This window comes from Rubrivivax rivuli (assembly GCF_004016505.1).
GTDB lineage: Bacteria > Pseudomonadota > Gammaproteobacteria > Burkholderiales > Burkholderiaceae_C > Rubrivivax > Rubrivivax rivuli.
Genome location: NZ_SACR01000002.1, coordinates 454,476 through 475,702, shown reverse-complemented (window position 1 = coordinate 475,702; position 21,227 = coordinate 454,476). Strand labels below are relative to the sequence as shown.

Annotated in this window: 17 protein-coding genes; all 17 read right to left on the bottom strand. The window is 67.8% G+C overall.

The window, feature by feature from the left end:
• Window positions 1-57: 57 nt before the first annotated feature.
• The 17 genes from EOE66_RS06715 to EOE66_RS06635 all read right to left on the bottom strand — a co-directional run bounded on the left by EOE66_RS06715 (window position 58) and on the right by EOE66_RS06635 (window position 20,917).
• The gene (locus EOE66_RS06715) at window positions 58-693 is read right to left on the bottom strand and encodes a hypothetical protein (RefSeq protein WP_128227893.1); all 636 of its coding nucleotides are present in this window, start codon (window positions 691-693) and stop codon (window positions 58-60) included.
• Complete coding sequence (locus EOE66_RS06710; RefSeq protein WP_128228280.1) at window positions 693-1,919, bottom strand: PilW family protein; 1,227 nt, start codon at window positions 1,917-1,919, stop codon at window positions 693-695. The genes EOE66_RS06715 and EOE66_RS06710 overlap by 1 nt, the downstream gene beginning before the upstream one ends.
• The gene (gene pilV / locus EOE66_RS06705; protein WP_164885011.1) at window positions 1,916-2,404 is read right to left on the bottom strand and encodes a type IV pilus modification protein PilV; all 489 of its coding nucleotides are present in this window, start codon (window positions 2,402-2,404) and stop codon (window positions 1,916-1,918) included. The genes EOE66_RS06710 and pilV overlap by 4 nt, the downstream gene beginning before the upstream one ends.
• A 5-nt stretch (window positions 2,405-2,409) precedes the next feature.
• Window positions 2,410-2,943, bottom strand: coding sequence for a GspH/FimT family pseudopilin (locus EOE66_RS06700; protein WP_128228279.1), 534 nt, complete (start codon window positions 2,941-2,943; stop codon window positions 2,410-2,412).
• Complete coding sequence (locus tag EOE66_RS06695; protein WP_310733098.1) at window positions 2,937-3,431, bottom strand: type IV pilin protein; 495 nt, start codon at window positions 3,429-3,431, stop codon at window positions 2,937-2,939. Before EOE66_RS06695 ends, EOE66_RS06700 begins: the two co-directional genes overlap by 7 nt.
• Before the next feature lie 158 nt (window positions 3,432-3,589).
• Window positions 3,590-5,056 carry a glutamate synthase subunit beta gene (locus tag EOE66_RS06690; RefSeq protein ID WP_128227891.1) on the bottom strand — a complete coding sequence of 489 codons (1,467 nt, stop codon included), beginning with the start codon at window positions 5,054-5,056 and terminating at the stop codon, window positions 3,590-3,592.
• A 45-nt stretch (window positions 5,057-5,101) separates the two neighbouring features.
• Window positions 5,102-9,817: a glutamate synthase-related protein gene (locus tag EOE66_RS06685; RefSeq protein ID WP_128227890.1), complete on the bottom strand. Its 4,716-nt coding sequence runs from the start codon at window positions 9,815-9,817 to the stop codon at window positions 5,102-5,104.
• Between the two features lie 230 nt (window positions 9,818-10,047).
• The gene (locus tag EOE66_RS06680; RefSeq protein WP_128227889.1) at window positions 10,048-10,746 is read right to left on the bottom strand and encodes a transposase; all 699 of its coding nucleotides are present in this window, start codon (window positions 10,744-10,746) and stop codon (window positions 10,048-10,050) included.
• Window positions 10,747-10,771: 25 nt separating this feature from the next.
• Window positions 10,772-11,920 (bottom strand): deoxyguanosinetriphosphate triphosphohydrolase, encoded by a 1,149-nt coding sequence (locus EOE66_RS06675; protein ID WP_128227888.1) that lies wholly within the window; start codon window positions 11,918-11,920, stop codon window positions 10,772-10,774.
• A complete protein-coding gene (gene aroB / locus EOE66_RS06670; RefSeq protein WP_375137460.1) occupies window positions 11,917-13,029 on the bottom strand; it encodes a 3-dehydroquinate synthase in 1,113 nt (370 codons plus the stop codon). Before aroB ends, EOE66_RS06675 begins: the two co-directional genes overlap by 4 nt.
• A gap of 69 nt (window positions 13,030-13,098) precedes the next feature.
• Complete coding sequence (locus tag EOE66_RS06665; protein WP_128228277.1) at window positions 13,099-13,656, bottom strand: shikimate kinase; 558 nt, start codon at window positions 13,654-13,656, stop codon at window positions 13,099-13,101.
• Window positions 13,653-15,812, bottom strand: coding sequence for an Ig-like domain-containing protein (locus tag EOE66_RS06660; protein WP_128227886.1), 2,160 nt, complete (start codon window positions 15,810-15,812; stop codon window positions 13,653-13,655). The genes EOE66_RS06665 and EOE66_RS06660 overlap by 4 nt, the downstream gene beginning before the upstream one ends.
• A gap of 37 nt (window positions 15,813-15,849) precedes the next feature.
• Window positions 15,850-18,054, bottom strand: coding sequence for a type IV pilus secretin PilQ (locus tag EOE66_RS06655; protein WP_128227885.1), 2,205 nt, complete (start codon window positions 18,052-18,054; stop codon window positions 15,850-15,852).
• Window positions 18,051-18,584, bottom strand: coding sequence for a pilus assembly protein PilP (locus EOE66_RS06650; RefSeq protein ID WP_128227884.1), 534 nt, complete (start codon window positions 18,582-18,584; stop codon window positions 18,051-18,053). The genes EOE66_RS06655 and EOE66_RS06650 overlap by 4 nt, the downstream gene beginning before the upstream one ends.
• Window positions 18,581-19,246 carry a type IV pilus inner membrane component PilO gene (locus EOE66_RS06645; protein ID WP_128227883.1) on the bottom strand — a complete coding sequence of 222 codons (666 nt, stop codon included), beginning with the start codon at window positions 19,244-19,246 and terminating at the stop codon, window positions 18,581-18,583. The genes EOE66_RS06650 and EOE66_RS06645 overlap by 4 nt, the downstream gene beginning before the upstream one ends.
• Before the next feature lie 7 nt (window positions 19,247-19,253).
• Complete coding sequence (locus tag EOE66_RS06640) at window positions 19,254-19,883, bottom strand: PilN domain-containing protein (protein ID WP_128227882.1); 630 nt, start codon at window positions 19,881-19,883, stop codon at window positions 19,254-19,256.
• Window positions 19,880-20,917, bottom strand: coding sequence for a pilus assembly protein PilM (locus EOE66_RS06635; protein ID WP_375137459.1), 1,038 nt, complete (start codon window positions 20,915-20,917; stop codon window positions 19,880-19,882). Before EOE66_RS06635 ends, EOE66_RS06640 begins: the two co-directional genes overlap by 4 nt.
• Window positions 20,918-21,227 lie beyond the last annotated feature (310 nt).

Here is a 21,227-nt window from a genome sequence, read left to right as displayed (position 1 = left end):
TGGAACTCCCGGAGGGGCAGGTCTGCTGCTTGCAGCGTTGCGGGGCGTGCGGGGGCTTCAGCTGGAGGCCGGACCGGAGACCATGGCTTCGAACCACTGCTCGGTGCCGCGGGGGCCACGCACGCGCATGATCACGCGGTAGCGCAGCTGGATGTTGAAGGCCGACACCACGCCTGCGCTGGCTTCGTGCTCGCACTTGGCACGGATGTCGTTGATGTCGGTGAGCGTCGGGTTGCTGTTGCACAGGCGCTCGATGACGTACTGGATGCGGTAGTTGCCGTCGTCAGCGGCGCAGTTGCCGATCACGGTGCCTGCGGGGTCGACGCAGCCCACGTTGTCCCAGTTGATGGAGGTTGGAAAGCCGCGTGCGTCCACGGCGCCCTGCCGGGTGCTGAAGTAGCGGTTGGCGACGTTTGTGTTGCCGCCGCCAGCGATCACGGCGCCTGCTGCGGTGTTCAGCGCATCGGTCAGGGCGCGGTCGGCCGATTGCATGGCGGCCTGCTGGAACGAGAAGTTGCCGGCGATGACGTTGCCCGAGTCCACCGCGCGCAGGGCGCCAGCACCGGCCAGCAGCAGCAGGGCGAGCACCACCAGCACCACCAGCAGCACCATGCCCCGCGCGCGCTGCTTCAAGCCGGCGCGTGCCTGGGCTGCGCGGGTGCGTGCGGGCCGGGTGGCCATGAGGGGCGCCATCAGTTGCTCCAGATCACGTTGCGCAGCGGAATCACCGCCTGCTGGACGCGATAGCGGTAACGCCGCCAGTTCGAGCCGCTGGGGGTGCTGGTGGCGCTGAGGTCGATCACGGGAGCCTCGGCGTCGTTGAAGGAGCAGGGGCCGACGTTCGCCACGCCGGCGTCGTTGGTGCAACTGGCGGGGGTGACGTCCTCCCCGGCCGCCTCTTTCGAGCGCGAGACGATGACCACGCGCACCGCCTTGATGCGGCCCACGTTGGCTGCCGTGGGGCTGGCCCAGTTGACACCGCCGACCGTCTTGGCGTCGACCCAGTTGGTGACCACGTCGCTGCTGGCCGTGGCGCTGATGCCGTACTGGGCCTGCAGCAGCACCACGTCGGTGACCAGCGCGTTGGCGCCACCGCTGAAGTCCAGCGGGCCGGTGGTGCAGGCGGGGTTGTCGATGAAGGCGTTGTATTCGACCAGCGTCTCGCAGAGCACGGCGAAGGCCTGCTGGCGGAAGTTGGTGCCCAGGCCCATCACCACCGCCGGGCCGAAGACCGGGGGTGCGTCGGCGAAGCCGTAGCGCGGTTCGTTCGCGAAGGTGCCAGCCGACGGGTTGTAGTTGCCGCCTGCGGTGCGCGCGAGGGTCTTGCACTGGCTGGCGTTGCCGCCGCAGGACACGCCGGAGGTCGGTGTGGCCGTCACCTGGAACAGGGTGCAGGGCACGGCGGCTGAACCGGGCACACCGACGATGGCCAGGTCGTTGGCGGCGATGAGCCCGCCGTCGGTGACCACGATGTCGGCCGCCGAAGAAGCCATGGCATCCATCACCGGCATGCCCGAGAGCGGACCGATGGCGCTGGAGGCCGAGAAGACGAGCCGGTCCGAGGCCGTGTCGCTGCCGCCGTCGATGATGCGCGCCGGCATCAGCGGTGCGCCGTTGGACTTGACCGTGCCGCCGTAAGCGGCATTGAAGCTCATGCAGACCGGCTGGCCGTTGCTGAAGAGACCGGCGCCAGCGGTGCGCCCGGCGCTGTCGATCAAGGACAGCGCCAGTTGCGCGTTGACCTGGGCGGCCGATGTGGAGCCGACCACGCGGAACTGCCGCCCCATGGTCAGCATCGAGAGGCTGACCGCCAGCGCGAGCACGAGGCCGATGGTCAGCGCGACCATCAACTCCACCAGCGTGAAGCCGCCCGCTGCGTTGCGGCCGGCGCGTGCGGGCCTGCGGTGGGCGGGGTTCATAGTTGCCACTGCACTTGGTTGCTGACCGACAGGCTGCGCGGCGCATCGTTGCCGTTCTGCCAGCACAGGGTGACGATGACGCGCGCAGTGATGTCGGGCGCCGAGGGGGGCACCACCACGATCTGCTGCAAGCCGGCGGTGGCGTTGGGCAACTGCCGGAGCACCTCGGCGAGCCAGCCGGTGACCACCGCGTTGGTCGACTCCGCGCCGCTGGGGTTGCAGGCCGTGGTGCCCGACGGTTTGTGCTGGAAGGTGGTGGCCGTGGCGGGGTCGGCGATCAGCATGCGGGCCAGCAGCTGGTCGGCCAGGAAAGTGGCCACGGCACGGTCACGGGCGTCGCCGGCCATGCGCGTGGCCGTGGCCTGGATGGACACCAGCGCCAGCACCCCCAGCGAGAACACGAGCAGGGCGACCAGCACCTCGATCATCGTGAAACCGCCCCTCCGTGCGCAGGGCACGCGGCATGCGGCTGAGCGCTTGTGCATGCCCATCAGCATCTCCGCGGGTCGCCAGCGGCCGTGACTGCCGGGTCACAGGCCCGGATGAGGCCACCGCCGAAGATGTCGATGCGGCGGGTTTCGGTGTTGGCGGCCGAACTCGCCAGGTTGATCTGGCTCATGCGTGTGCCGCTGCCATCGACGAAGCCGGTCGCGGTGAAGGTCACGGCGCGGCTCGCGGTGGTGGAGGTGGCGCTGACACCCGGCGAATCACCGGCCGCACGCTGCTGCAGCGTGGTGGCGGGGCTGACCTGCGCCACGGTCCAGCCTGAACCCGTGTCGCTGAGCGTGAAGCTCACCGGCGAGTTGCGCCGCACGGCTTCGGCGCGGGCGTAGTTCAGGCCGTTGATGATGCTCTCGGAGGCCGTGCGCAGCCGGTAGTTGGCGATCTGCTGCGTGAAGGTCGGGGCGGCCAGGGCCAGGCCGATGGCCAGCACGGCGATCGTGATCATCAGCTCGATGAGCGTGAGCCCCCGGGCCGCCTGGCGGTGGCCGGGGCTGCACCGAGCGCGCACGAGTTTCAGCATGTGTCGCCTGCGCGCCTCAGCCAGCAGTTCACGGGCAAGCCACTGGCGCCCGTGAAGGCGGTGGTGCGCTGGAGGTTGTCCTGGTTCACGGTGAAGGTGTAGCCGCCCATGCTGGCGCTGGACTTGCCGGTGGCCGTGAGCACGAAGGACTGGTTGGACGAGGTGGCGCCCCAGCCGCAGGTGTAGGTGAAGTAGTCGCCCGTGGGCATGGCCACGCCGCAGGCGCTGGCGCCGTAGTTGCGGTTGTCCTGGTAGTACTGCTCCATGCGCACCCGCGTGACGCTGAGCGTGCCGGTGGCCTCAGCCAGGCGGCTGCGCGTCACGTAGCTGGTGTATTGGGGGTAGGCCACGGCCGCCAGGATGCCGACGATGGCCACGGCGATCATCAGTTCGATGAGGGTGAAGCCCGCCTCCCGGCCGTGCGCCGGCAGGACGCTGCGGCCGCGCCCCGGGGCACGACGCACAAAGTTCGGAAAAGGCAGACGCACGCAAACTCCTCAGCACTCGGACCAACCCGAGTCTGCCTCTCTTTATCGACCCTGGATCGGTGAAGCTGTAGGGTCTGTGTGCGTCAAATGTGCGGCGGTGCAACAAACCGTGACGGCTGCGCCGGCCGCGGGCCCGCCGCAGCGGGCCCGGCCTGGCTTCAGCGCGGCAGGCTGCTGCGGCCCATCAGGTAGGCGTCGACCTCCCGCGCGGCCTGGCGGCCTTCGCGGATGGCCCACACCACCAGGCTCTGACCGCGGCGCATGTCGCCGGCGGCAAACACCTTGTCGACGTTGGTGCGGTAGCCGGTGCCGTCTTCGGTGCCGGCGCGGGCGTTGCCGCGGGCGTCTTTCTGCACGCCGAAGGCGTCGAGCACCGTGCCCACGGGCGAGGTAAAGCCCATGGCCAGCAGCACGAGGTCGGCCTTGTGCTCCTGCTCGGTGCCGGGCACCTCGACGAACTTGCCGCCCTCGAGTTGCACGCGCACGGTCTTGACCGCGGTGACCTTGCCCTTGCTGCCGATGATTTCCTTGGTGGCGATGGCGAACTCGCGCTCGCAGCCTTCTTCGTGGCTGGAACTCGTGCGCAGCTTGGTTGGCCAGTACGGCCAGGTCAGCGGCTTGTCTTCCTGCTCGGGCGGCTGCGGCATCAGCTCGAACTGCGTGACGCTGGCCGCGCCGTGGCGGTTGCTGGTGCCCACGCAGTCGGAACCGGTGTCGCCGCCGCCGATCACGATGACGTGCTTGCCGTCGGCGCGCAGCTGCTTCTTCAGCTTGTCGCCGGCCACCACCTTGTTCTGCTGCGGCAGGAACTCCATCGCGAAGTGCACGCCATCCAGCTCACGGCCGGGCACGGGCAGGTCGCGGCTGTTTTCGCTGCCGCCGGTGAGCAGCACGGCGTCGAACTCGGCCTTGAGCTGCTCGGCGCTGACGGTTTCCCTCGCGTCGTTGGTCACCTTGCTGTCGACCGGGAAGGCGCCCACCAGCACGCCGGTGCGGAAGACCACACCCTCGGCCTGCATCTGCGCGATGCGGCGGTCGATGTGGGTCTTCTCCATCTTGAAGTCGGGTATGCCGTAGCGCAGCAGGCCGCCGATGCGGCTGTTCTTCTCGAACACCGTCACGTCATGGCCGGCGCGGGCCAGCTGCTGAGCGGCGGCCAGGCCGGCCGGGCCGCTGCCCACCACGGCCACCTTCTTGCCCGTCTTCACCGCTGGCACCTCGGGCTGCACCCAGCCCTCCGCCCAGGCGCGGTCGATGATGGCGTGCTCGATGCTCTTGATGCCCACCGCGTCGTCGTTGACGTTGAGCGTGCAGGCTGCCTCGCAGGGCGCCGGGCAGACGCGGCCGGTGAACTCGGGGAAATTGTTGGTGCTGTGCAGCACCGTGATCGCGTTCTTCCAGTCGCCCTGGTAGACGAGGTCGTTGAAGTCGGGGATGACGTTGTTGACCGGGCAGCCGCTGTTGCAGAAGGGTGTGCCGCAGTCCATGCAGCGCGCACCCTGCACCTTGGCCTGGTCCGCGTTCAGCGTGATGACGAACTCCTTCCAGGTCTTCAGCCGCGCCGGTGGCGGCTCGTAGCCTTCTTCGATGCGCTCGTACTCGAGAAATCCGGTGACCTTGCCCATGGTGTGTCTCAGCTCGATAGGGTGGGGTGTGGGTGCGCAGGCGCTTTACTTGGCGTCGAGGGTGCTGGCGGCGGTGGCTGCGGCGGCCCGTGCGGCCAGCACGCGCTTGTATTCGTGCGGGAAGACCTTCACGAACTTGGCGCGCGAGGCGGCCCAGTGGTCCAGCAGCTCGCGCGCACGCAGGCTGCCCGTCCAGCGGTGGTGGTCCTCGATCAGCTTCTTCAGCAGCGCTTCGTCGGTCTCGCCGGCGTGCAGGCCCGCAGCGTGCGTGGTCTGCTCTTCGCGCGGCAGCACCTTGTCCAGCGCCACCATGCTGGTGTTGCAGCGGCGTGCGAACTGGCCGTCTTCGTCGTACACATAGGCCACGCCGCCGCTCATGCCGGCGGCGAAGTTGCGGCCGGTGGCGCCCAGCACGACGACGGTGCCGCCCGTCATGTATTCACAGCCGTGGTCGCCCGTGCCTTCCACCACCGCGGTGGCGCCGCTCAGGCGCACCGCAAAACGTTCGCCGGCCACGCCGCGGAAGAAGGCTTCGCCGCTGGTGGCGCCGTAGAGCGCGGTGTTGCCGATGATGATGTTCTTGGTGGCGTCACCGCGGAACTCGATGCTCGGCCGCACGACGACGCGGCCGCCGCTCAGGCCCTTGCCGGTGTAGTCGTTGGCATCGCCGATCAGGTAGAGCGTGATGCCGCTGGCCAGGAAGGCGCCGAAGCTCTGGCCACCCACGCCTTCCATCTGCATGAAGATGGTGTGGTCGGGCAGGCCTTCAGGGCGGTGCTTGACCAGCTCGCCCGAGAGCATGGCGCCAACGCTGCGGTTGAGGTTGCGCGCGTCCTCCATGAAGTGCACCTTCTCACCCTTCTGGATGGCGGGCTGGCAGCGCTCGATCAGCTTCATGTCCAGGGCCTTGGCCAGGCCGTGGTCTTGCACCTCGGTGTGGTGGCGCGCCACGCTGGCTGGCACGGCCGGCTGGTGGAAGACACGGCCGAAATCGAGGCCGCGCGCCTTCCAGTGCTCGATGCCCTTCTTGGTGTCCAGCAGGTCGGCGCGGCCGATCAGTTCGTCGAACTTGCGGATGCCCAGCTGCGCCATGATCTGGCGTGCTTCTTCGGCGACAAAGAAGAAGTAGTTCACCACGTGCTCGGGCTTGCCCGCGAACTTGGCGCGCAGCACCGGGTCTTGCGTGGCCACGCCCACCGGGCAGGTGTTGAGGTGGCACTTGCGCATCATGATGCAGCCCTCCACCACCAGCGGTGCGGTGGCGAAGCCGAACTCGTCGGCGCCCAGCAGCGCGCCGATGACGACGTCGCGGCCGGTCTTCATCTGGCCGTCGGCCTGCACACGGATGCGGCTGCGCAGGCGGTTGAGCACCAGGGTCTGCTGCGTCTCGGCCAGGCCCAGTTCCCAGGGCGTGCCGCAGTGTTTGATCGACGACCACGGCGATGCGCCGGTGCCGCCGTCGTGGCCCGCGATCACCACATGGTCGGCCTTGCACTTGGCCACGCCGGCCGCGATCGTGCCCACGCCGACTTCCGACACCAGCTTCACGCTGATGCTGGCGCGCGGGTTGGCGTTTTTCAGGTCGTGGATGAGCTGCGCCAGGTCTTCGATGGAGTAGATGTCGTGGTGCGGCGGCGGGCTGATGAGGCCCACGCCGGGCACGCTGTAGCGCAGGAAGCCGATGTACTCGGAGACCTTGCCGCCCGGCAGCTGGCCGCCTTCGCCAGGCTTGGCGCCCTGGGCCATCTTGATCTGGATCTGGTCGGCGCTCACCAGGTATTCGGTGGTCACACCGAAACGGCCCGAGGCCACCTGCTTGATCTTGCTGCGCAGGCTGTCGCCCTCGCGCATCTCGTAGTCGGCCTCGATCACCTTCTTGCCGATGACGTCAGACACCTTGGTGCCGGCCGTGACCTTGATGCCCTTCAACTCGCTGCGGTAGCGCGCCGGGTCTTCGCCGCCTTCGCCGGTGTTGCTCTTGCCGCCGATGCGGTTCATGGCAATGGCCAGCGTGCTGTGGGCTTCGGTGGAGATCGAGCCCAGGCTCATCGCGCCGGTGGCGAAGCGCTTGACGATCTCGGCCGCCGATTCCACCTCGTCCACGGGGATGGCCTTGCTCGGGTCGACCTTGAACTCGAACAGGCCGCGCAGCGTCATGTGGCGCTTGCTCTGGTCGTTGACGATCTGCGCGTACTCTTTGTACGTGTCCCACTTGTTGGCACGCGTGCTGTGCTGCAGCTTGGCGATGGCGTCGGGCGTCCACATGTGCTCTTCGCCACGCGCGCGCCAGGCGTACTCGCCGCCGGTTTCCAGCATGTTGGCCAGCAGCGGATCGTTGCCGAAGGCGGCGTGGTGCATGCGCAGCGCTTCTTCGGCCACCTCGAAGACACCGATGCCGCCCACCTGCGTGGCCGTGCCGCGGAAGTACTTCTCGACGAAGGCTTTCTCCAGACCGATGGCCTCGAAGAGCTGGGCGCCGCAATACGACATGTAGGTCGACACGCCCATCTTGGACATGATCTTCGACAGGCCCTTGCCGATGGCCTTGACGTAGTTGTAGATCGCCTTGTCGGCATCGATCTCGCCCGGCAGCGAACCTTGCAGCTCCACCAGCGTCTCCATCGCCAGGTAGGGGTGCACGGCCTCGGCGCCGTAGCCCGCCAGCACCGCGAAGTGGTGCACCTCGCGCGCGCTGCCGGTTTCCACCACCAGGCCGGCGGTGGTGCGGCGGCCTTCGCGCACCAGGTGGTGGTGCACGGCGCTCAGCGCCAGCAGCGCCGGAATGGCGATCTGCGTGCGGCTCATGCGCCGGTCGGTGATGATGAGGATGTTGTGGCCACCCTTGAGGGCGTCCACCGCCTCGGCGCACAGGCTCGCGAGCTTGGCTTCCACGCCTTCACGGCCCCAGGCCAGCGGGTAGGTGATGTCGAGCTCGTAGCTCTTGAACTTGCCGCCCGTGTGCTGGGCGATGCCGCGCAGCCGCGCCATGTCGGCGAAGTTGAGGATGGGCTGCGTCACCTCCAGGCGCATCGGCGGGTTCACCGCGTTGATGTCCAGCAGGTTGGGTTTCGGCCCGATGAAGCTGTTCAGGCTCATCACGATCGCTTCCCGGATGGGGTCGATCGGCGGGTTCGTCACCTGCGCGAAGAGCTGCTTGAAGTAGTTGAAGAGCGGCTTGTTCTTGTCGCTCAGCACGGCCAGCGGGCTGTCGTTGCCCATGCTGCCGATGGCCTCTTCACCGTTGGCGGCCATGGGCGCCATCAGGAACTTCAGGTCTTCCTGCGTGTAGCCGAAGGCCTGCTGGCGGTCGAGCAGGCTCTCGGCGGCGGCCGCGGGTTCGATGCCACCGCCCACTTCGTCGAGGCGCACGCGCACGTTGTCGATCCACTGCCGGTAGGGGCGGGCGTTGGCGAACTGGTTCTTCAACTCCTCGTCGTCGACGATGCGGCCCTGTTCCAGGTCGATGAGGAACATCTTGCCGGGCTGCAGGCGCCACTTCTTGATGATCTTGCTCTGCGGCACCGGCAGCACGCCGCTCTCGGAGGCCATCACCACGAGGTCGTCGTCGGTGACGATGTAGCGCGCGGGGCGCAAGCCGTTGCGGTCGAGCGTGGCACCGATCTGCTTGCCGTCGGTGAACACCATCGCCGCGGGGCCGTCCCAGGGCTCGAGCATGGCCGCGTGGTACTCGTAGAAGGCGCGGCGGCGCTCGTCCATCAGCTCGTGGTTCTCCCAGGCCTCCGGGATCATCATCATCGCCGCGTGGGCCAGCGGGTAGCCGGCCATGGTCAGCAACTCCAGCGCGTTGTCGAAGGTGGCGGTGTCGCTCTGGCCTTCGAAGCTGATGGGGTAGAGCTTGTTCAGGTCGTCGCCCAGCACCGGGCTCTTCATCACGCCTTCGCGGGCGCGCATCCAGTTGAAGTTGCCCTTGACGGTGTTGATCTCGCCGTTGTGCGCCACCATGCGGTAGGGGTGGGCCAGCGGCCATTCTGGGAAGGTGTTGGTGCTGAAGCGCTGGTGCACCAGCGCCAGGGCGCTGACGGCGCGCGGATCGGCCAGGTCCTTGAAGTACACGCCCACCTGGTTGGCCAGCAGCAGGCCCTTGTAGATGACGGTGCGGCAGCTCATGCTGGGCACGTAGTACTCGCGGCTGTGCGTGAGCTTCAGCGCCTGGATGGCGGCGCTGGCCGTCTTGCGGATGACGTAGAGCTTGCGTTCCAGCGCGTCGGGCACGATGACGTCGGTGCCACGGCCGATGAAGATCTGGCGGATGACGGGCTCTTTCGCGCGCACGGCCGGGCTCATCGGCATCTCGCGGTCCACCGGCACGTCGCGCCAGCCCAGCAGCACCTGGCCTTCGGCCTTCACGGCGCGCTCCAGTTCCTGCTCGCAGGCCAGGCGGCTGGCGTGTTCCTTGGGCAGGAAGATCATGCCGACGCCGTACTCGCCCGGGGGCGGCAGCGTCACGCCCTGGGCCGCCATTTCCGCGCGGTAGAAGTCGTCGGGAATCTGGATCAGGATGCCCGCGCCGTCGCCCATCAGCTCGTCGGCACCCACGGCGCCGCGGTGGTCGAGGTTCTCCAGAATCTTCAGGCCCTGCTGCACGATGGCGTGCGCCTTGGCGCCCTTGATGTGGGCGACGAAGCCGACGCCGCAGGCGTCGTGCTCGTTGCGCGGGTCGTACAGGCCGTCGCGGGCGAGGCCCTCGATGTCTGCGGCGCTGGCAGCGGAGGCGTCGGCGTGGGGGGTGGGCGTCGGCATGGCGCGTTCCTGGATCAAGGGTGCAAAACGGGGCGGATCAAGCGGCGAGGGCGGGGAAACCCTTCGGCCGGCGAGCGTACTGCAGTGCAGCAAACGGGACAACCGCTATTAAATGGGGTCAGACCCGATAAATATTGCAGCGAGTCTGTCGCTGAATTAATTGGGGACATATCAGTCTGGTGCGAGCCGACCCTGCCGGGGCTGCCTATGCAGCCCGCATGCCAGGCGCGTCAACCGAAGCCCGTGAGCTTGCGCGGCCTGCCCCGCGCCCGCGGGCGGGCGGGCCGCGCGGTGGCGGCGGCCACTTCGCCGGCGAAAGCCGCCGAACCGGCCGCCCAGCCGCCCAGTGCGGCTTGGCGCAGGCTGTCGGCCAGCGTCGTGCCGAGCCCCTGCGCCAGTTGCTGCCGGTACAGGGCTTCGCGGTCGAAGGGCGTGTTCCCCAGGGCCCACCATTCCGGTGGGTCGGTCAGCAGCCCGTCCCGCGGGCCGCCGGTGCGCGCGGCGGCGCTGGTCCAGCCCGGCAGTTCCGATTGACCGTCCACCAGCAGCAGCGCCTGCAGCCGCAACGCGCCAGGTTCCACCACGGCGCTGCGGAAGCGGCCGTCCCACAGGCTGCCGCGGTGGCCGTGGCGGCGGTTGTAGGCGCTCACATAGCGCCGCCCCAGGGCCTGCATCAGCCGGCCCAGGGCGCCTGCGGGGCCGGGCGTGGCCAGCAGTTGCACCTCGGTGGGCAGCAGGGCGTAGGCGTGCACCTGCACCTGCTCGGCCACCGCGGCTTCGCGCAGCGCGGCCAGAAAGGCGTTGCGGTCGGCCGCGTCAGCAAAGACGCCGGGCTGCCCGGCGGCATGGGCGCTGAGCAGTCCGCCATGCGCACGCTGCAGCAGGTAGTGCGTGTGGCCTGGCCATTCCAGCCGCGGCAGGCGCGCCACGCTCGGCCTCCGTGGGCCCCGCGCTTCAGTCGAACAGCCGCCGCCCGGTAAGGCGGTGGTGCTCGCGCAGCGCGTAGCGGTCGGTCATGCCGGCGATGTAGTCGGCCACGGCGCGCGCCTGGTCGTCGGCCTGCAGGTAGTCGGCCGGCATCTCGCGGGGCTGCGCCAGGTAGGCCTCGAACAGCTCGGCCACCACCGTGCGTGCCAGCCCGGTGGAAGCCACCACTTGCGGGTGGCGGTAGAGCTCGCGGAAGAGAAAGCGCTTCAGTGCTGCGTTCTGGGCCTGCAGCGCCGGGCTCAGGGCAACGAGTGCGGGCAGCTGGCGCACTGCCGCTGCATCGGCGGGCTCGGCCTCTGCCAGCAGGGTGCTGGTCTGCGTGATCAAGTCACCCACCTGCGCCGACAGCAAACGTCGCAGCGTCTCGAAGAGCAAGCGCCTGCCGCCCTGCTCGCCCAGTTGCGGATGCTCGGTCAGCACCTCGTCACGCCATTGCGCGAAGACCGGCACTTCGCCCAGCTGCTGCAGCGTGATCAGGCCCGAACGCACGCCGTCGTCGATGTCGTGGGCGTTGTAGGCCATCTCATCGGCCAGGTTCACCAGCTGCGCCTCCAGGCTGGGGCGCGTGCCGTCGATGAAGCGCTGCGCCGGCCCGCCGGGTTCGGCAGCCACCAGGCGCTGCGCGTTGCGCGGCGAACAATGCTTGAGGATGCCCTCGCGCGTCTCGAAGCAGAGGTTCAGGCCGTCGAAGGCGGGGTAGCGCACCTCCAGTGCGTCCACCACGCGCAGGCTCTGCAGGTTGTGCTCGAAGCCGCCGTGGGCCTGCATGCAGGCGTGCAAGGCGTCCTGCCCGGCGTGGCCAAAGGGCGTGTGGCCCAGGTCATGGGCCAGGGCGATGGCCTCCACCAGGTCTTCGTTCAGGCGCAGCGCACGCGCCATCGATCGGCCGAGCTGTGCCACCTCCAGCGAATGCGTCAGCCGTGTGCGGAAGAGGTCGCCTTCGTGGTTGAGAAAGACCTGCGTCTTGTAGACCAGACGCCGGAAAGCCGTGCTGTGCACGATGCGGTCGCGGTCGCGCTGGTGCTCGTGGCGAGGCGGCGAGGGCGGTTCTGCCACACGCCGGCCGCGTGTGCGGCGCGGGTCGCTGGCCCAGGGCGCCAGATCGTCGAGGTTCACGCCGCGCTGGCCACGGGTACGCTGTGGCGGCGGATGACACGCAACACCTGGTCGTCAGGCGCGCTGCGCAGGCTGGCGCGCCCCGGCGGGTCGATCAGCACGAAGCGGATGGCGCCGGCTTCGGCTTTCTTGTCCACCCGCATCAGCTCGAGCCAGCGTTCGTCGGGCATCGCCGGCGCCTGCGTGGGCAGTCCGGCGGCCTGTACCAGACGCGTCAGCCGCTCGACGAAGGCGCCCGGCACCAGCCCCAACTCGGCCGAGAGCGCAGCTGCCAGCACCATGCCGCAGCCCACGGCCTCGCCATGCAGCCATGCGCCATAGCCCTGGCCGGCTTCGATGGCGTGTCCGAAGGTGTGGCCGAAATTGAGGATGGCGCGCAGGCCGCTCTCGCGCTCGTCCTGGCCCACCACCTCGGCCTTGATCTCGCAAGAGCGCTGCACGGCATGGGCCAGAGCTTCGGCATCGCCAGCGCGCAAGGCCACCATGTGGTCTTCGATCCAGTCGAGGAAGGCCATGTCGAAGATCGGCCCGTACTTGATGACTTCGGCCAGGCCGGCCGAAAGCTCGCGTGCCGGCAAGCTGGCCAGGGTGCCGAGATCGCAGACCACGCGCGCCGGCTGGTAGAACGCGCCGATCATGTTCTTGCCCAGCGGATGGTTGATGGCGGTCTTGCCGCCCACCGACGAATCCACCTGTGCCAGCAGTGTGGTGGGCACCTGCACGAAGGGCACGCCGCGCATGTAGGTGGCGGCGGCGAACCCGGTCATGTCGCCGATGACGCCCCCGCCCAGCGCGTACAGCACGGTCTTGCGGTCACAGGCGTGAGCCAGCAGGTGGTCGAAGATCCGGTTCAGTGAATCCCAGGTCTTGTGCGCTTCGCCCTCCGGCAGCAGCACACGACTGACCTGACGGTGCCGGGAGGCCAGCGAGGCCGCCAGGTCATCGCCGTACAGCGCATCCACGGTGGCATTGCTGACGATGACGGCCTGCGACGAGGCTGGCAGATCCGCCCAACTGCTGGCGTCTTGCAGCAGACCGCTGCCGATCAGGATGTCGTAACGGCCGCCGGGTGTGGCCACCGCGACCGTGCGAGGACGCGCTGAGTTCATGACCATGAGTTTACGGGTGAGCCGTCGGGCGTCCTGCGGCGCAGGCAGGTGGCTGCGGCCGTGCAAACCTCAGCCGTGATGCTGATCGACGCTGGAAGGAACCTGGCCTGGATCCACCAGGCCCGCCAGTTCAAGTTGCATCAACACCATGCCCGTGAGCGAATGCACCGAGGGCCGGGCCGCCTCGACGACGAAGTGCGCCGTGCGGCGGTAGAGCGGATCTCGCTCGCGGTACAGGTCACGCAGGCGGCCGAGCGGGTCGGCCACCTGGAGCAGCGGCCGCTGCTGGTCGTGCCGCAGCCGGCGGTGCAGCTCTTCGGCGGTGCTGCGCAGGTAGACGACGTGCGTGCGCGAGTGCAGCGCGTCGCGGTTCGACGGTCGCAGCACGGCGCCGCCGCCCGTGGCCAGCACGCAGCCCTGTTGCTGCGTCAACTCGTCGATCGCGTCCTGTTCGATGTCGCGGAACGCGGCTTCGCCATTGGCTTCGAAGAAAGCACGGATGGGCATGCCGATCCGCTGCTCGATCTCGGCGTCGCTGTCGACGAAGCGCAGGTTTAGGTGCCGCGCCAGATGGCGCCCGACCGTGGACTTGCCACAGCCGGGCATGCCGACGAGGGAGACCGTCAGAGGCACGGGGTCGAGGTGGGCCCCGCGTTGCGGTAGAAGGTCTGCGCAAAGACCGTGGTCAGTCCACCCGGCGAGCGCACCGAGATGGTCACCGTACCGGAGGTCGTGGTGTCGTCGAAGGTGTAGCTGATGGCCGATGCTGACGGCGACAAGGTGCTCGGCACCGTGTTAGCCAGGACCGAGACCGTGAGACCGGCCGTGGCCACGGCGCTGATGGTGGTGCCCGCAGCCGCAGGGTTCAGTGCGATGGGGTTGTTGTCGGCCACGAGGAAGGCCACCGAACCGGTCTTGCCGAGGTTGGCCAAGGCCACGCCCGACCCGTCGCCCAGGAGGTAGAACGGGACGGACATCGCCGTGTCGTTGTTGGCGTAGGGTGCAGCGGCGATCTGGTCGATGAGACTCACACGCTGGCAACTGCCGGCGCCGTTGGAGACCGCACGCGCATCCGGCGCCACGCGCCAGCCCAGGCGCGTCTCGGAGGTGGAGAAGACCGTCTGAATGGCCCTGCGCACATAGGCCCGGCCCCAGCCGCTGACGCAGGTGTTCAAGGCCGCGCCGGTGTTCGACAACACGCGCGACGGTTCGCCGCTGCCCAGGCGCAGCAACTGCGACGTGGCCGTGCGGCAAGCGTCGACGCCGCTGATCGACAGCGAGATGAACTGGTCTTCGTTGCCGTTGAAGCTGCCGTTGAAGAGGCGGTCGAGGAACACATCACCGAGGTCCTGGAAGTCTTCCCCTGGCGTGAACACGTTGTCGCCGTTGGTATCGAGGAAAGACTCCTCGCCGAGCGCATAGGCCAGCACCGTCACGCGGCCATCGGGCGGGCGCGGTGACGAGGACTGGAAGTTGGCCGTTGCGCTGGCCAGGCCGTTGCTCAGGGTCGTGAAGCGGATGGCCTGCACCTGGCCGCCTTCTGTCACGAAGTTGATGGCCGTGCCCTCGGGCACGGGGTTGCCGAGCCGATCGGAGGCGATGACCAGGTAGGTGTTCGGGCGCCCATCGATGTTGTAGCCCTCGATGTTGAAGGTGCCTTGCGACAGCGAGAAGTTCTGCTGCGAAGGCAGGCCCACCGCCACCGCGAGGTTGCTGGACACGGTGGAGATGTTCGAGGCCGCCAAGGTGGCGCGCACGCGCACGGGTGTCGGCACCGTTCCGGCGTTGATGCGCACCAGCACGTTGCCGTTGGAGTCGGTGCGCTTGGTGACAGGCACGGCGCCATCGTCGATCAGCAAGCCGCCGGCCAGGGACGTGGCCTCCAGCGTGACCACCTGGTTCGGGACGCCGAGCCCGTTCGCGTCGCGCACCTGGAAGCTCACGATCGAGTTCTCTGCGAAGCCCGATCCCTTGAGGTAGATCTCGCTCGGCGCGGCCGAGACGAAGGCGATGCTGGCGGGCGTGGGGGGCGTCAGCGTGATCGAGCGTGCCGCTGTGGCAGCCGTGCCCGTGACGGATGCCTGCAGGCCGTCGGTCACCTGGAAGGCACCGCAGCCGGCGTCTCGGTAGGTGAAGGTGGCGGTGCCGGTGCTGGTGGAGGCCGTGGCCGGTGTCAGCGTGGCGCGGCCGGAGGTGACGCACGACGAGGAGATGGCGACGTTCACGGGGTTGGCCGGCGAAGTGCCGGCCAAGGTCACGGTCAGCAGGGTCTGACCGTAGGCACTCAAGCTGCCTGTGCCGATGTCGGCAGTGAAGGCGGAGATCGTGACGTTGGTGGCGGTGAGCTGGAAGCCGAGAGAACCGCTCACCACCGAGCCGTTGACGGTGGTGGAGGCGATCACCGTGTCGGCCCCGACGGCGCTGGCGGTGGCGGGCGACAGCGTGACCGTGGCCACGCCATCGGCGTTGGTGAGGGCCGTGGCGGCGCTGAAGGCGCCCAGGCCCGTGGACGTGGAGAACGAGACCACCTGATTGCTCAGTGCGGCGCCTGCACTCGACACCACGCGCGCCGACACCGTCGCGGGTTGCGATGACGTGACGGTCTGCGCAGACAGGGTGAGCGTGACGCTGTAAGTGACGGTGGCTCCACCGCCCGATCCGCCGCCGCCCGAGCCATTGCCGCTGCCGAATGGCGTATTGCCGGCACTGCCGCCGCCGCCGCCGCAGGCCACCAGCAGCAAGGACATCAGGCTGGCCCCGACAATGTGTAGGACACGGTTCATAGGGTTCTCGCGATGACTGGTACGCGCTGGCGGAACTTCAGCGGGCCGCCGACCGGTCCGTCACGATCTTCGGCGTGATGAAGATCAGCAACTCGGTCTTGCGGGTGCTGCGCACACGGTTCTGGAAGAGGTAGCCAAGGTAGGGAATGTCGCCCAGCAGCGGGACCTTGTTGACCTCGGTCTGTTCGTCCTGCGTGAAGATGCCGCCGATGACGACGGTGCCGCCGTTTTCGACCAGCACCTGGGTCTTCACCTGCTTGGTGTTGATCGCGGGCCCGGCGGCCGTCAGCGCGCCGCGGCTGTCCTTGTTCACTTCCAGGTCGAGGATCACATTGCCTTCGGGCGTGATCTGCGGCGTCACTTCCAGGCTCAGGCTGGCCTTTTTGAAGGAGACCGAGGTGGCGCCGCTCGACGTGGCCTGCTGGTAGGGAATCTCTTCGCCCTGCTCGATGCGCGCCTTGGTCTGATCGGCCGTGATCACCCGCGGGCTGGACACGATGTTGCCCTTGCCTTCGGCTTCCAGCGCAGAAAGCTCCAGGTTCAGGAAGCGGTTGGCCGTGGCACCGAACAAGGACAGCGCGAAGGTGGCCGCATTGCTGCCGCTGAAGGCGGTGGTGTTGGCCGGGAAGCTGATGAAGGCGCTGTCCGAGAAACTCGGCGCCGAGCCGCCCTGGCCCGTCTGGTAGCCGATGGCGGCATAGTTGTTGCCGATGGTCACGCGGTTGTCGCCGCCGACCCCATAGCCGGGGGTGCCACCGCGCACCCCGCGCAGGTCGTTGCCGCCCAGGCGCACCCCGAGGGCGCGGCCGAAGCTGTCATCGGCCTCGACGATGCGCGCTTCGATCAGTACCTGGCGCACCGGGATGTCGATCTTGGTGATCAGCGCCTGGATCTCTTCCAACTTGGACGGAATGTCGTTCACGAAGAGCTGGTTGGTGCGCGCTTCGAAAATCACGCTGCCGCGCGGCGAGAGGATGCGTGAGGCCTGTCCGCTGGTGCCACTGCCGCCGCCGGTCGTCTGACCGGTCAGGCCCTTGGCCACTTCTTCGGCCTTGGTGTAGTTCAGCTGGAAGGACTGCGTGCGCAGCGGCTCCAGTTCAGCCACCTTCTTCTTGGCTTCGAGGTCGACCTGTTCCTTCGCGGCCAGTTCGTCCTTCGGCGCGATCCACAGCACGTTGCCGTTCTTGCGCACGCCCAAACCCTTGCTCTGCAGGATGATGTCCAGCGCCTGGTCCCAGGGCACGTCCTTCAGGCGCAGCGTGACGGTGCCGGTCACCGTGTCGCTGGTGACGACGTTGAAGTTGGTGAAGTCGGCGATGACCTGCAGCAGGGCCCGCACTTCGATGTTCTGGAAGTTCAGGCTGAGTTTCTCGCCCTGGAAGCCAGGGCCTTGCGTCAACTTGTTGGGGTCGACCTTCACCGGGCGCACTTCCAGCACGAACTGGTTGTCGCTCTGGTAGGCGCTGTGCTCCCACGAACCGCTGGGCTCCACCACCATGCGGACGCGGTCGCCCGACTGGAAGGTGGACACGGTGCGCACGGGCGTGCCGAAGTCGGTGACGTCGAGCCGCCGGCGCAGGTTCTCGGGCAGGCTGGAACGCAGGAACTCGACCACCAGGGTCTGGCCCTGCTGGCGGATGTCCACGCCGACCTGGGTGCTGGGCAGGTTGACGATCACCCGGCCGGTGCCGTCCTGGCCGCGCCGGAAGTCGATGTCGCGCAGCGCCAGCGGTGCGTTGTTCTGTGGCGCGGCGAACTGCACGGTCTGCCCGGCCGGGCTGGTGGACGGTGCTGCCGCGGCCGTGGCCTCGGCAGCAGGGCCGGGCCCCGCAGTGTCCAGGATGACCAGCAGCACCTTGCCTTGAACCTGGGCGCGGTAGCCCGAGGCTTGCTTGAGGTTGAGCACCAGGCGAGAGCGGTCACCGGCCTGGGCCACGCTGGCCGAACGCAGGTTGCCCTGGTTGATGTCGATGCTGTTGCGGCCCAGGCCGTTGCTCACGCCCGGCAGGTCGATGGCGATGCGGGGCGGCGCCTGCACCGAGAAGCCATTGGGCACCGCGGTCAGCGGCTCGCTCAGTTCGACGCGCACGACCTCCGTGCCGGCCTGCTGGCTGCTGGTGATGGACTGGATCGCGTTCTGGGCCCACGAGGACAGCGGCACGAACAGGGCGCTGGCGGCAGACAGAGCGGCAAGGGCGGCACGCCAATGCGACATGGTGCATCTCTCCTGATAGGTCTTCATCGCGCCCTCTCCTGCAGTTGCAGCGTCGCGGGGCGCTCGATCATTTCGCCGCTGGCGTCCATGACCAGTTCGCGCAACACGATCTCGGTCTCGGCAATCTTCGTGATCAGCCCGTAGTTCTGGCCCAGGTGGTCACCCACCTTCACCTGGTACAGCAGGTTGTCCACCCGCAGCAGCGCGAAGGGCCGGCCTTCCTTGTTGACGCTGCCGACCATGCTCATGCTGTCCAAGGGGTAGGCTTCCAGCGGTTCCTTGCGGCGATTCAATTCAGCAGCCAGCAAGGAGTTCGGCTGCTTCGCCTCTTGCTTGAGCGCCACTGACAGCTTTTGTGTGCTGAAGGGTTCCACGCCCTGGGCCACGCCATAGGGTTCGGGATCGAACTTCTTGGGGGGTTGCAGGGGCTGCACGCTGGGTTTGACCTCACGCCGCTGCTGCTCCATCCACTCGCGCAGTTCATCGTGTTCGGCGCCGCAGGCAGCCAGCAGCCCGGCGCCGGTGAGAACCAGGGCGATCGTGTGCAGACGGCTCATTTCTTGGCCCCCTTGCGTTGTTCGGCGATCTCGCTGGTGTCGAGGTAGCGGTAGGTGCGAGCGGTCGCCTCCATGGCGAGGTTGCCGCTGGCAGCGTTGACGGGCGTGATGACCAGGTTCTGCAGCGTCACGATGCGGGACAGGTTGGCCACATCGGCAGCGAAAGACCCCACATCGTGGTACCGGCCGCTCACGCGGATGGCGATGGGCAACTCGGCGTAGTAGTCCTTGATTTGCACCTGGCCGGGCCGGAACAGTTCGAACTGCAGGCCGCGCCCGAGACCGGCCTGGTTGATGTCCGACAACAGCGCGTCGATCTCGGCCTTGCCGGGCAACTGCTTCTCCAGCTGCGTCACGTACTCCTGTACCTGCAGGCGCTGCTTGCGGTACTCGCTGAGGTTGACGGCCTGGCCCAGCCGGTCCTTGTAGGTGTTCTTGAGCTGCGGCTCTTTAGCGCGCAGGTCTTCCAGGTCTTGCGTGGCGGCAGACAGCAACAAGAACCATCCCACGACGACCACGGCACCGCAGGCCGCCAGCCAGGTGGCGATCTTCGGCAGCGGTGGCCATTGGCCGGGCTCGTTGGGATTGAGGTTGCGAAACTGGGACGCCGCCTGCTCGACAAAGCCGGTGACATCGAAACTCATCGTGGAGGGCTTGGCCATGCGGACCTCAGCTCGCCTTCGCGGGCGTGGAAACGGCGGGTGCCGAAGTGGCCGGGGCAGGCGCGGGGGCGGCCGTTCGCTGCCGCTTGATCGTCACGCGCATCGAAAAGTCGAACAGGCGGCGCTGGTCGCGGGTACCGGTCGTGACGTTGGAGGCCCGGATCTCGACGAGGTCGGGCTTTTCCAGCCAGGTTGAGTTGTAGAGCGCATTGCGCAGGAATTCGGACACCCGCTCATTGGTTTGCGCCACGCCCGTGATCGAGACGATCTGGCCGGTCTGCCGGATGCTGGTGAGGAACACGCCCTCCGGCGTCTGCTGCACGAGTTCGTTGAGCAGGTAGACCGGCACGTTCCGGTCGTTCTGGAGGTCTTCGACTGCCTTCTTGCGCGCATTGAGCGCCTCGATCTCGGAGCGCAGCGTGGCGATGTCCTTGATCTGCGAATCCAGGCGCGTGATCTCGGCCTGCAGGAAGGCGTTGCGTGACTCCTGGTCGGCCGTCATCTGACCCAGCACGGTGTACCAGATGGCGACGATGACTGCGCCAGCCATGGCGCAAGCGGCGAGGCTGGCGAAGTACGCCCGTTTGCGCTGGCGCCGCTTTTCCTCGCGGTGCGGCAGCAGGTTGATCAGGATCACTGGAGGAACCTCCGCATCGCCAGACCGCAGGCCGTGAGGTAGGAGGGCGCTTCGCGGCGCACCCGGCTCTCGCGAACGGAAGAGCCGAGTTGCATCTGCTCGAAGGGGTTCACGACGCTGGAGGCGAAGCCTGTCAGGTCGGTGACCCGGTCCTTGAGACCGGGCAAGGTGGCGGTGCCGCCGGCCAGCATCACGTAGTGCACCTTGTGGTGCGGCGTGCTGGTAAAGAAGTACTGCAGCGCGCGGCCGATTTCCTGGGACAGGCTGTCGACGAAGGGTGAAAGGATCACGCTCTCGTAGTCTTCGGGCAGGTCACCGCTGAGCTTTTTGGCCTCGGCCTCCTCGAAGCTGAAGCCGTACTGGCGGCTGATCAGCTGCGTGAGCTGCGAGCCACCGAAGGCCTGGTCGCGGTCGTACAGCATCTCGTCGTCGCGCAACACTTTCAGGCTCGTGGTGTCTGCGCCAATCTCGAACAGCGCCACCAGCGCGTCGCGGCCTTCGTTGGGCAGTGCCCCCACCACGCGGCCCATGGCCAGCCGCGAGGCGTGCGATTCGATGTCCAGCACCACCGGCTTGAGGCCGGCGGCCTCGGCCAGACCTTGGCGGTCCTGCACGCGGTCGCGGCGCGAGGCGGCGATCAGCACCTCGACGTCGCCCGCCGACGTCGGGCTGGGGCCGACAACACAGAAATCCAGGCTCACCTCGTCGAGCGAGAAGGGGATGTATTGGTTGGCCTCGCTCTCGACCTGGATCTCCATCTCTTCTTCGCGCAGGCCGGCCGGCAGCATGATCTTCTTGGTGATCACGGCCGACTGCGGCATGGCCATCACGACCTGCTTGGTCTTGGTGCCGCTCTTGCTGACCACGCGCTTGACGGCGGCGGCCACCTCGTCGAATTTTTCGATCTGGCCGTCGGTGATCCAGCCCTTCTCGAAGGGCTCGGAGGCGAAACGCTCGAGGATCAATTCGCCGCTGGCGGTCTGGCCCAGTTCGACCAACTTGACGCTGGAGGAACTGATGTCCAGCCCGATCATGGGCGGATGCTTGCGGCCCAGCAATGTGTCAAGAAAACCCAAGTCTCACACTCCCCAGCCACTCGGCCTTCAGTCGCACGGAACCCGAAAAGAGCCCAAGGCTTGTTAAGAAGTTACTTCAATGCTAGCAGTAAAGCCCTTGTGCACCAAAGAAAAAGGCGCCTTCGGCTGCCCATGCTCGTTGCCATTCCCTGACGTTGGCATCGCAGTTGAAACAAGCCGCAAAGCCCACCGCTGATGCCCCCAGCTCCGGCCTGTGCGGCTGTGGACAATGCCACGAGGGCCCTGCTACCGCCGAAGGGTCCGGCCC

Coding starts and splice junctions, on each gene's coding strand:
- EOE66_RS06715 (WP_128227893.1), bottom strand. CDS start 693: ATGGCGCCCCTCATGGCCACCCGGCCCGCACGCACCCGCGCAGCCCAG.
- EOE66_RS06710 (WP_128228280.1), bottom strand. CDS start 1,919: ATGAACCCCGCCCACCGCAGGCCCGCACGCGCCGGCCGCAACGCAGCG.
- pilV (WP_164885011.1), bottom strand. CDS start 2,404: ATGCACAAGCGCTCAGCCGCATGCCGCGTGCCCTGCGCACGGAGGGGC.
- EOE66_RS06700 (WP_128228279.1), bottom strand. CDS start 2,943: ATGCTGAAACTCGTGCGCGCTCGGTGCAGCCCCGGCCACCGCCAGGCG.
- EOE66_RS06690 (WP_128227891.1), bottom strand. CDS start 5,056: ATGGGCAAGGTCACCGGATTTCTCGAGTACGAGCGCATCGAAGAAGGC.
- EOE66_RS06685 (WP_128227890.1), bottom strand. CDS start 9,817: ATGCCGACGCCCACCCCCCACGCCGACGCCTCCGCTGCCAGCGCCGCA.
- aroB (WP_375137460.1), bottom strand. CDS start 13,029: ATGAACTCAGCGCGTCCTCGCACGGTCGCGGTGGCCACACCCGGCGGC.
- EOE66_RS06660 (WP_128227886.1), bottom strand. CDS start 15,812: ATGAACCGTGTCCTACACATTGTCGGGGCCAGCCTGATGTCCTTGCTG.
- EOE66_RS06655 (WP_128227885.1), bottom strand. CDS start 18,054: ATGAAGACCTATCAGGAGAGATGCACCATGTCGCATTGGCGTGCCGCC.
- EOE66_RS06650 (WP_128227884.1), bottom strand. CDS start 18,584: ATGAGCCGTCTGCACACGATCGCCCTGGTTCTCACCGGCGCCGGGCTG.
- EOE66_RS06645 (WP_128227883.1), bottom strand. CDS start 19,246: ATGGCCAAGCCCTCCACGATGAGTTTCGATGTCACCGGCTTTGTCGAG.
- EOE66_RS06635 (WP_375137459.1), bottom strand. CDS start 20,917: ATGATCGGGCTGGACATCAGTTCCTCCAGCGTCAAGTTGGTCGAACTG.